Origin of the sequence: Bradyrhizobium sp. (assembly GCF_049512235.1) — a bacterium.
In the GTDB taxonomy this organism is placed as follows: Bacteria; Pseudomonadota; Alphaproteobacteria; order Rhizobiales; family Xanthobacteraceae; genus Bradyrhizobium.
Map to the genome: position 1 here is coordinate 1 of NZ_JBEKXH010000217.1, position 10,604 is coordinate 10,604.

The 10,604-nt window shown below is 63.3% G+C and carries 9 protein-coding genes; 7 read left to right on the forward strand and 2 right to left on the reverse strand.

The window, feature by feature from the left end; all coding sequences use genetic code 11:
* Positions 1 to 355 precede the first annotated feature (355 nt).
* The 7 genes from ABSG20_RS19825 (at position 356) to ABSG20_RS19855 (ending at position 7,576) form a co-directional block, all read left to right on the forward strand.
* Positions 356 to 970 carry a nitroreductase family protein gene (locus ABSG20_RS19825; RefSeq protein WP_423866209.1) on the forward strand — a complete coding sequence of 205 codons (615 nt, stop codon included), beginning with the start codon at positions 356 to 358 and terminating at the stop codon, positions 968 to 970.
* A gap of 384 nt (positions 971 to 1,354) precedes the next feature.
* Positions 1,355 to 2,983, forward strand: coding sequence for an FAD-dependent oxidoreductase (locus ABSG20_RS19830; protein WP_423866210.1), 1,629 nt, complete (start codon positions 1,355 to 1,357; stop codon positions 2,981 to 2,983).
* On the forward strand, positions 2,980 to 3,300 hold the full coding sequence (locus tag ABSG20_RS19835) for a 4Fe-4S dicluster domain-containing protein (RefSeq protein ID WP_423866211.1): 321 nt from the start codon (positions 2,980 to 2,982) through the stop codon (positions 3,298 to 3,300). Before ABSG20_RS19830 ends, ABSG20_RS19835 begins: the two co-directional genes overlap by 4 nt.
* Before the next feature lie 539 nt (positions 3,301 to 3,839).
* Positions 3,840 to 4,769, forward strand: a complete 930-nt coding sequence (locus ABSG20_RS19840) for a TauD/TfdA dioxygenase family protein (RefSeq protein WP_423866212.1) — start codon at positions 3,840 to 3,842, stop codon at positions 4,767 to 4,769.
* A 38-nt stretch (positions 4,770 to 4,807) separates the two neighbouring features.
* A complete protein-coding gene (locus ABSG20_RS19845) occupies positions 4,808 to 5,860 on the forward strand; it encodes an ABC transporter substrate-binding protein (RefSeq protein ID WP_423866213.1) in 1,053 nt (350 codons plus the stop codon).
* Positions 5,857 to 6,726 carry an ABC transporter ATP-binding protein gene (locus ABSG20_RS19850; protein WP_423866214.1) on the forward strand — a complete coding sequence of 290 codons (870 nt, stop codon included), beginning with the start codon at positions 5,857 to 5,859 and terminating at the stop codon, positions 6,724 to 6,726. Before ABSG20_RS19845 ends, ABSG20_RS19850 begins: the two co-directional genes overlap by 4 nt.
* On the forward strand, positions 6,719 to 7,576 hold the full coding sequence (locus ABSG20_RS19855; RefSeq protein WP_423866215.1) for an ABC transporter permease: 858 nt from the start codon (positions 6,719 to 6,721) through the stop codon (positions 7,574 to 7,576). The genes ABSG20_RS19850 and ABSG20_RS19855 overlap by 8 nt, the downstream gene beginning before the upstream one ends.
* 46 nt (positions 7,577 to 7,622) lie before the next feature.
* On the opposite strand, the gene ABSG20_RS19860 is transcribed toward ABSG20_RS19855, so the two are convergent.
* On the reverse strand, positions 7,623 to 8,606 hold the full coding sequence (locus ABSG20_RS19860; RefSeq protein ID WP_423866216.1) for an NAD(P)-dependent oxidoreductase: 984 nt from the start codon (positions 8,604 to 8,606) through the stop codon (positions 7,623 to 7,625).
* A 195-nt stretch (positions 8,607 to 8,801) separates the two neighbouring features.
* A complete protein-coding gene (locus tag ABSG20_RS19865) occupies positions 8,802 to 10,538 on the reverse strand; it encodes a SulP family inorganic anion transporter (RefSeq protein ID WP_423866217.1) in 1,737 nt (578 codons plus the stop codon).
* Positions 10,539 to 10,604 lie beyond the last annotated feature (66 nt).

Genomic DNA, 10,604 nt, shown 5'->3' on the forward strand with positions numbered 1-10,604 from the left:
GACGTCATTTAGCCGTGTCGGTATCGATGTCAGCCGTGATATCGGTTAATGCGCAGTCGATATCCTCATCCTGGAGGTCTCATGCGATACGTCAATTGGCTCCGCCGTCTGATCTCGAATTCAGTGGAATGGTTTAGCCGAGCGGCCTCGCGAGGGCGCGAAGAAACTGGCGCGACACCCGGTCGCCAAGCGGATTATCAGGACGACGTTTTCTACGTTGCTTTCCTCGGCCCTCACGTCTGAATTGGTCGCATCAGACGGGAAACAGGTCGGGCGCCGGCATCGCGCCAGATGTACCCGCCGCCACAGCGAGGACCCGAATGCAAACTATTAAAACCGAGAAAAGGACAGCGCAGTGACCCATCAAAATGCCCCGCGCACCGACCGTGTCACCGACCATCCGGCCGAACGGATATTCGTCGATCGCTGGTCGCCACGGGGTTTCACCGACGAGGCGCTTTCGGATGCCGTCCTGTACACCTTCTTCGAGGCCGCGAGATGGGCACCCTCCTCCTTCAATTCCCAGCCCTGGCGTTTTCTCTATGCGCTGCGCGGACAGCCGGAGTTCGATGTTTTTCTTGCGCCACTGATCGAATTCAATCGGGGATGGGCGCAGCACGCCGCCGCGCTGCTCTATGTGATCTCGAAGAAGGACTTTACCCCGCCCGGCAAGACCGAACCCGCCTACTCGCGCACCCACTCCTTCGATGCCGGGGCAGCCTGGGCCAACTTCGCCAATCAGGTCGCGCTCGGCGGATGGGCGGCGCACGGCATGAGCGGGTTTGATGTCGAGGCCGCCACCAAGGCTCTCGGCGTGCCCGACGGTTTCGTCGTTGAGATCGCTATCGCTGTGGGGCGGAAGGGCGATGGCGCCAAATTGCCGCCCGCCCTCCTGGACCGGGAGCGGCCAAGCGATCGGCTACCGGTCGGAGAATTCGTGGCGAACGGCCTGTTCCCCAAGCGCTTTTAGCGTCATTCGCTCGCAGACACCTCCGGTCAAGGCTTTGCCGCTGCCGATTGGATCGTTGAGGTAGCTTCGGGCCATGCCGCGGAGGATCGTGACCGGAGGATCATGAAATGTACCAGGCAAAAATGGCGGCACTGGTTTTCGCACATATCCTGTTTCTTAGCGTGCTCGTTCTCGCATTCAGATAGCGCACCCGTTCCGGCTCAGCTGGCGAAGCCATCTGCCTAACTGCGACGTCGATGCGCCACCACGGCATAAGATTTCTTTTTTCAGCGACCGTCTTGGAAACATCGTGCACAAACCGTCGCACAACTGAAATTGCCTCCGCATTCGCTTTCGACGAGTATGACGCGAAACTCGACAGCAGTTGAGAACTCCGGAGCCAACATGAACTCTCCCTCTTCTCGAACCGAACGCACGCCTGCTGGCAGCGGGTACAGCGAACTCGACGCGGATGTGCTGGTGCTCGGCGGCGGGCCGGCGGGCACCTGGGCCGCAATCAGCGCGGCGGAGCAAGGTGCGCGCGTGGTGCTCGCGGATAAGGGATTTTGCGGAACGTCCGGTGCGACCGCCGCCGCCGGCACCGGAGTGTGGTTTGTCGATCCGGATCCCGCCAAGCGCGAAGCCGCGATGGCTGGACGCGAGGCGATGGGCGGCTACCTGCAGGATCGCCGCTGGATGGCGCGCGTGCTCGACCGCACCTATGAGAACAGCAACCGCATTGCCGAGTGGGGCTATCCCTATCCGGTCGATGCTAATGGCAACCGGCAGCTGAGTTCGTTGCAGGGCCCCGAATATATGCGCCTGATGCGCAAGCGCGTGAAGCAGGCCGGCGTCAACATCCTCGACCACAGCCCGGCGCTCGAACTCCTGGTGGACGACAACGGCGCCGTTGCTGGCGCAACCGGCACAAGGCGCCAGAAGCGGGACAATTGGCTGGTGCGGGCGCCAGCAGTGGTAATCGCGACCGGCGGCTGCGCCTTCCTCAGCAAGACGCTCGGCTCCAACGTCCTGACCGGCGACGGCTATCTGATGGCCGCCGAACTGGGCGCCGACTTCACCGGCATGGAGTTCTCCAACGCCTACGCGATCGCGCCGGCCTACGGCACGGTCACGAAAACGCTGTTCTATGGCTGGGCCAGCTTCACTTACGAGGATGGCAGCGTGGTGCCCGGGGCCGCCTCGAAGGGCGGCCGCTCGGCGATCGCGCGGGCCCTGCAGCAAGGTCCTGTCTACGCCCAGCTTGACAAGGCCGACGACGCCACCCGCGCCACGATGCGCGCCTCGCAGCCGAATTTCTTCCTGCCGCACGACCGCACCGGCATCGATCCCTTCACACAGCGTTTCCCGATCACGCTTCGTCTGGAGGGCACCGTCCGCGGTACCGGCGGCCTGAGAATCACCGACGACAGCTGCGCCACTAGCGTGCCCGGACTGTATGCGGCCGGCGATGCGGCAACCCGCGAATTGATCTGCGGCGGCTTCACCGGCGGCGGCAGCCACAACGCGGCCTGGGCGATGTCGTCGGGTAGCTTCGCCGGCGCCGGTGCGGCCAATTTTGCCTTGCGCTCGGGTCCGCGGCGGACAAGCTCATCATCAAGGGCCGGTACCGTGGGCCTGCGCAGCCGGCCCGATCGCGCTTTCAGCCCGGCCGCCCTGGCGAAGTCGGTGCAGGAAGAGGTGTTCCCCTACGACATCAACTATTTCCGCGAGGCCGATCGTCTGCACGCCTCGCTGCAACGTCTCGACACGCTCTGGCGCGACGTCGCCGCGGCCGACGCCGCCGACGGCGCGAATATCCTGCGCGCCCGCGAGAGCGCGGCCATGCTGGCGACCGCCCGCTGGATGTATCGCAGCGCGCTGGCGCGAACGGAGACCCGCGGCATGCACCGGCGCGAGGATTTTCCGCAACAGGACGAACGGCAGCGACACTACATCACCACCGGCGGCCTTGATGAGGTCTGGACAGCGACGCGGCCGAAGGCCGAAGCCGCGCTCTCGGAGGCTGCGGAATGATCCAGGTCATCGATCCCGAAACCTGTACGTCGTGCAACATCTGCGTGACCGCGTGCCCGACCAACGTATTCGATCAGACCGAAGGGATGCCGGTGATCGCCCGGCAGGATGACTGCCAGACCTGTTTTCTGTGTGAGCTTTACTGCCCGGAAGACGCGCTGTTCGTCGCGCCGTTCGCCGATGGCCCCCAACCCATCGATGTGGCCGCGCTCAAGCAGAGCGGGACATTCGGCAGCTACCGTCGCGCCGTGGGCTGGAGTCAGACCACCCGGGATACCCGCGGCGGGGATCGCAGTTTTCTGCTGTTTGGACAATGAGGCGGCGGCCGGTGGTCAAGCCGGCGTGACGCTACTTGCGATCCAGGACGAGACGCGTTCTGTTGAAATGCTTTCTGGGAAGCGTTGACTTCAACCAGATAGCCCACTTTTCAGTCGCTCGATGCCGCGGCGACAAGCTGAACCGCGCAACGCAACGCAGATGGTTCGAGAACCGAGCGGTCCGCTCCCGCCTCCGCTATACATCCTTCCCCGGATAGTCGGGCCGACGGCGGACCTGTTTTACAACGGCCAACAAGTTTGAAAGTTATTTTTGGCAGACATCGGCTAGCATCTTGCACAATCGCGACGTGAGGAGGCTTCGTCGGTAGTAGCTGCCACCGTTTTAGTAACGTGCCGCAGAACCAGCGCCAACGCGGCATCGGCGCCAATGTCACGAGCCGGTACGAACGATTTACGGCGGCGCGAGTCCCAAAGATCCATATGATTTTGCGTCGCCGGCCCAGTAGCGACGATCAGCAGCGGAGCCCGGTGCTCCAAGGTTAAACGGTTTCCCAACTTCAGCTTCTCAGGAGGGCTTTATGACTCAATCCACCATCGACGCCGCCATTCCTCAAAAGGACGTCGTCCGCCTGACCAGTCGCATTGGCGCGGTGATCGGCAATGTCCGTCTGTCCGGCGATCTTCCCGGCCAGACTATCGACGCGATCAATCAGCTGCTGCTACGTCACAAGGTCATCTTTTTCCGTGGCCAAAATCATCTCGACGATGCCGCGCAGGAGCGTTTCGCGCAGCGCCTAGGCAATCTGGTGCCGCATCCGACGGTCGGTGCAATCAAAGGCACGTCCTCGATCCTGGAACTGGATTCCGGCCGTGGCGGCGGCCGCGCGGACCAATGGCACACCGATGTCACCTTCGTCGATGCCTATCCCAAGTTCTCGGTGCTGCGTGGCGTCGTGATTCCGGAATTCGGCGGCGATACCATTTGGTCGAACACGGCCGCCGCCTACGAAAGCCTGCCGCCGGCGCTGCGGCGCCTGGCTGATGAACTCTGGGCGGTCCACAGCAACGCCTACGATTACGCGGCGGTGCGCTCGCAGGCCACCGAAGCCGACAGGAAGCATTTCGAGGAGGTCTTCACCGGAACCGTTTACGAAACCGAGCACCCGGTGGTGCGCGTACATCCCGAGACCGCCGAGCGCACGCTGCTGCTCGGCAACTTTGCCCAGCGTTTCCTTGGCTATTCGAAAAGCGACGGCCAGAAGCTGCACGACCTGTTCCAGTCTCATATCACGGCACCCGAAAACACCGTGCGCTGGCGCTGGCAGGAGGGCGACGTCGCGATCTGGGACAACCGCGCCACCCAGCATTATGCCGTCAATGACTATGGCGACCAGCGCCGGGTGGTGCGCCGCGCCACGGTCGATGGCGACGTGCCCGTCAGCGTCGACGGCCGGCGCAGCATCACTCGCGTCAAGACAGTCAAGCCCGCGACCGCGAAGGCGGCGTAGCGCATCCACCCTGCCCTCTCACGCAAGGAATTTGCCCGATGCGTTCTCGCCTGTCGTTGGCGCAAGCCATGGCCCGTCTTTCGATCAGATCCGGTGTAATGGCCTTGGCCGCGATGCTCGGTTTGCTGGTCGGCCAGGCCTCCGCCGAAACGCTGGAAAAATCCGAGATCCGCTACCAGGGCTGGGCCAGCCAGGTGACCTTCCCCGAACTCGCAGAAGACCTCGGCTATCTGGCGCCGCTCAAACTCAATTGGGTGGGCAACACCATCAGCGGCCCGCAGGATATCCAGACCGTGGTGACCGGCGACACCGACATTGGCGGCGCATTCTATGGCGCGGTGATCAAGCTGATCGCCGCCAAGGCGCCGATCAAGGCCGTGCTCGGCTATTATGGCTCCGACGAAAACACCTGGCAGGGCTTCTTCGTCAAGGAGGATAGCCCGATCCAATCGGCACGCGACCTGATCGGCAAGAAGGTGGCCGTCAATACGCTCGGCGCCCATCTCGAATTCGTGCTGCGCGAATACCTCACGCGCGGCGGCCTCAGCGCCGACGAAATAAGGCAGGTCACGCTGGTGGTGGTCCCGCCGGTCACTGGCGAGCAGGCGCTGCGCCAGGGACAGGTCGAGGTCACGACGCTGGCAGGCGTGCTGCGCGACAAGGCGCTGGAGCGCGGCGGCATCCGCAAGCTGTTTTCCGACCGCGATCTGTTCGGTGACTTCACCGGAGGTCCCTATGTGCTGCGCGACAAGTTCATCAAAGAAAACCCAAACACCACGCGCAAGCTGGTCGAGGGGATCGCGAAAGCCATCGAGTGGGCGCGCGCCGCACCGCCCGAGGAGGTTCGCGCCCGGTTCGAGAAAATCATCGCCGAACGCAAGCGCAACGAAGATGCCTCCTCAATCAAATACTGGAAGAGCACCGGCGTATCTGGCCAGGGCGGCCTGATCAGCGATCACGATCTGCAGATCTGGATTGACTGGCTGGTCAAGGACGGGACGCTGAAACCCGGCCAGCTCAAGGCGGCCGATCTCTATACCAACGAACTCAACCCCTACCGGCCGGCGTCGACGACCGGCGCCGTCAAATGAGCGAGGCCAAGATCAGCCTGGATCAGGTCGGCATGGACTTTACAGTCCGCGGCGATAGCGGCGGCCCGACGCAGAGCTTTACCGCGATTGCGAACGTCACGTTGGACGTCAAGCCAGGCGAGTTCCTGACGCTGGTCGGGCCCAGCGGCTGCGGCAAGTCTACGCTGCTCGACCTGCTGGGCGGATTGACCATGCCAAGCCGTGGCCGAATTCTGCTCGACGGCCGCCCCATCACGGGCCCTGCCCGTGACCGCGGCATCGTGTTTCAACAATACGCGTTGTTCCCCTGGCGCACAGCCGTGCAGAATATCGAGTTCGGACTGGAAGTCGCAGGCGTCGGGAAGAAGCAGCGCCGCGAGCAGGCGCGGCATTATCTCGATCTGGTCAACCTGTCGGCGTTCGCCCACCGCTACCCGCAGGAACTTTCCGGCGGCATGAAGCAGCGGGTGGCGATCGCCCGCAGCCTCGCTTATGACCCCGAGGTGCTGCTGATGGATGAACCCTTCGCAGCCCTCGATGCGCAGACACGCGAAACGCTGCAGACCGAATTGCTGCGGATCTGGCGCCGCACCGGGAAGACCATTGTCTTCATCACCCACGGCATCGACGAGGCCATTGTACTCGGGCAGCGCGTCGCCGTGATGACGGCGCGACCCGGCCGCATCAAGCATGTCTTCGACATCCCCGAGGATTTGCACAGCGAGACCGACGATGTGCGTTCGCTGCCGCTGTTCGGCAGCGTCCGGCACGATATCTGGACGCTGCTGCGGGACGAAGTGCTGAAGACCGAGCAGGATCAGACCGGCGGACCGAACCCGCTCGCCGGCAGGTCGCGGCGTCCGTTAGAGGAGCCCGCTCATGTCTAGCTTCGAGCTTGCGCCGAGCGAACTGCCGTCGGAAGCATTAGCTTCGGGCATTGCCCGTCCAAAGCGGTCGCTCGCGGCGACCGGACGGAGACTCAAATCTTTCGCGCGTCGCTCCGCGCTGCTGATCGCGCTTCTCGCGCTCTGGGAGATCGCGCCGCGCGCCGGATGGACGGATCCGACGTTCCTGCCTCCGCTCTCCGATGTGCTGGGCGCCGGCTGGGAGCTCGCGCTCAATGGCCAACTCTATGAACACGTGGCGGCAAGCCTGTTTCGCGCCCTCAGCGGATTCCTGATCTCCGTGGTGGTGGTCATTCCGCTCGGGCTGGCCATCGGTTGGTATCAGAGGCTCGGCCAGACCCTGAGCCAGCTCATCGAGGTGCTGCGCAACACCGCGCCGCTGGCGCTGCTGCCGGTATTCATCCTGCTTCTCGGCATCGGCGAGGTCTCGAAGGTGACCATGGTGATCTACAGCTGCGCCTGGCCGCTGCTGCTCAACACCATCGCCGCGGTCAAACAGGTCGATCCGCTGCTGATCAAGTCGGCGCGGACCATGGGTGCGACGCCGCTGCAGTTGTTTGCCAAGGTGATCCTGCCGGCCTCCTTGCCGACGATCTTCGTCGGCGTGCGGCTGGCCAGCGCGGCGGCGATGCTGGTGCTGGTGGCCTCCGAGATGGTCGGCGCCAAGGCCGGCCTCGGCTATCTGATCATCTATGGCCAGTACAGTTTCCTTATTCCGCAGATGTATTTCGGCATCATCGCGATCACGGCCATGGGCCTTTCATTCAACGCGGCGCTCGAAGGCCTGGAGCGGCGTTTCACGCGGTGGCGGGTACAGCCCGACAACGCCTGATCGCCGCGTCGTCTCGCCGAGGCCGGGGACCCGGCTCCGCCTCGACCTAGTATTCCAGGGCCTTGTCGTAGATGTCCGCGAGCGCTGCGCCGCGGGCATAGGCGTCGAGATTTGCAATAATCTTGTCCGACAACAGCTTGGCACTTTCACCACCGCTCCAGGAAATATGTGGGGTCAGGACGATTTTCGGGTGCCGATAGATCGGGTCGTCATCGGCCGGCGGCTCCGGATCGGTGACGTCGAGCGTCGCTGCGGCGAGCTTTCCTGTATCCAGCGCCCGCAGCAAGGCCGCCTGATCGATGATCCTGCCGCGCGCGACATTGATCAGATGCAGCGTGCTTCGGGCTCGCGACAACACCTCCGCGTTGACAAGATGCGTGGTCTTCGAGGTCGCCGGCACGGCCAGCACGAGATGATCGACATCCTCGATCAGCTCTTGAATATTCGCGGCGGACTGAATTCCCGGTTCCGGCTCAAGCCAGGCCGATCGGCGCAACACCTTTACCGACATACCGAACACGAAAGCGCGTTCGGCGACCGCTCTCCCGATCGAACCAAATCCGGCAATCCCGATTCTTTTTCCGTAGACCGAGCCGAGCGACCCCTTTCCCCAGTCTTTGCTGCCAAACGCGCGACGCTCGTGCAGGCGTTTTTCGAACGCCAGAATGGCCGCCATTACATATTCGGCGATCGGAATCGCGGCAACTCCCCTTCCCGTGGTCACGACCGGCGCCTCCGTCAGCCAGTGCGGGAACAAATCAATCCCGGTCGAAGCGGTCTGGATCCAGCGCAGATCAAACGGCCACCCGCTCGGCCTGGTCGCCGGCGCTTGCTCCCAACCTGCATTCGGGCGCGTGAGCAGCACATCCGCGCCGGCAGGAATCTGCCATGGCGGACGGTCCGTCGGGTGATCGATGATCCACGGACGGGACCAGTGATCGACGATTGCACCGCGCAGCTCCGGGCCGAGCTGATTGATGACGACGGGCGCCCTGAAACTCAAGGCACCGCTTCTTGTTCTCATCGACATGTTGTTCATCGTCGGCTCGCTGCAAATGTTGCCGTGATCATCGATTTCGCGGCAGGTTTCGCCGCAAGCGTATGATGAATTTCCAGGATTGTATTTTCAAAGAACTGACGTAACGCGAAACATTCGCAAATGGCCCCCGACGCATACGAGTAGAATCATCTCGCTGCGGCGATCACCCGCGTTGTCCGAGACCCGTCAGACGCGATAATAGAGCCTGCGGACCGAACCGCCGGCGTCCTCGAGCAATTCAGAGCGCATGCGCCGAATCGCTGCCAGCGTGGCGGAATCCTCGTCGGCTCCTTGCGGGAATACCCGGTCCCGGGGCAGCCAATCCCAAAATCGAAGGCGGTCGAAAGCTGCGATCAGATCTGGGCGCACACCGGCGAGCCAGACTGTGAGGTTCCGCGATTGGGCGTGCTTGAGGAAGTGCTCCAGATGCTCAAGGCTTACCACATCTGGGTTACGCACGCGTTTCAGGCGCAACACGACATGCCGGCTCGCGCTCGCTTCCGCCCTACGCTGGACATCAAGCAACGTCCGTTCGAGCTCCTGCCCCGCGCCAAAGAACAGCTCGCCTTCGAGATCATAGAGCAGGAAACCGCAATCCTTCGCGTCAGACGTCAACCGCTCGCGCACGACATTATCATGATCGACGAACAGCTCGGCGGTCTTCAGCCGCGCGGCGCGCGGCACGAACAGCAGGATCGAGAGCGCGACTCCGATCAGTATGGCAATGTCCAGACCGAACGCCACCGCCGACAGCGCAGTGACGATCACGACGCCCGCGTCCATGCGGGATGCCCGAAGGGTATAGGACAATCGCCTGAGATCGATCAGGCGCACGGCTGTCAGCAGCAACAGCGCCGCCAGCGCCGGTTTCGGGACATAGCGGGCCAGCGGCGCGAGCGCCACCACGGCGATCGCGACGAAGCCTGCCGTGAGAATTCCGGAGAACCGGGTGGCCGCTCCGGCCTGAAAGTTGATGGCGGAGCGCGACAGCGAACCTGAGCCGGGCAGACATTGGAAAAAACCTCCCGCGAGATTGGCCAGTCCCTCGGCCAGGCATTGCCGGTTGAAATCGAGCGGCTGACGGGTTTGATGGGCGATCGATTTGGCAATCGCCAGCGCTTCGAGCAGGCCCAGAAATGCGATCGCGACGCTGTCCGTGGCGAGATCAAAGGCCCAGCCGAGCTTGACGGTCGGAACATGAAAGCTCGGCAGGTTGCCTGGGACCGATCCGGCGATGGCGATCGCGGCCTTGCCGGAGGCGCCGGGCACCGTCCAGCCCGCGAAAAACGCCAGCAGGCTGACCAGGACCAACACCGCCAGCATGTCGAACTGCGGCAGCCGATAGCGCTGCACCAGCTTTCGCGCCAGAACCGCGAGCAGTACGGTCGCAACCGTGACGGTAACGGCTTTGCCATTGACCGCATCGCCCGCTGTCAGCGTGCTCCACAATCGGTAAAGCACGTGCTGCGCACCGCTTCCCTTGTCACGCACGCCGAGCGCGTTGCTGATCTGGCCGATCGCCAGCAACAAGGCGGCAGCGCTCATGAAGCCCAGGATGACCGCTTCGGAGATGTATCGGGTGAGATCGCCGAGCCGGAAGACTGAGATGAAGATCTGCACCGATCCGACCATGGCGCCAAGCAGGAACATCGCCTCGGCCGCCTCGATCCGCTGGTCGGCGTCGAAGATCGACAGCGCGCTGAACACCACCAATGAGATCGCGCTGGTTGGGCCGTTGATCAGATGCGACGACGAACCGAACACGGACGCAACGGCCGTGACGATGATCGCCGAGAACAGGCCGTATTTCGGATCCACGCCGGCCAGCAGGGCGTAGGCCATGCCCTGGGGCAGCGAGATGGCAGCCACGGTGAGGCCGGCGATCAGATCGCGCCGCAATGCGTCTCGGCTGAAGTCACTCATGGCGCTCACAGGCCTCGAAGCGCAATCACCGCATCGATGATGCCGTTTTCAGCAAAGAACTTCTCA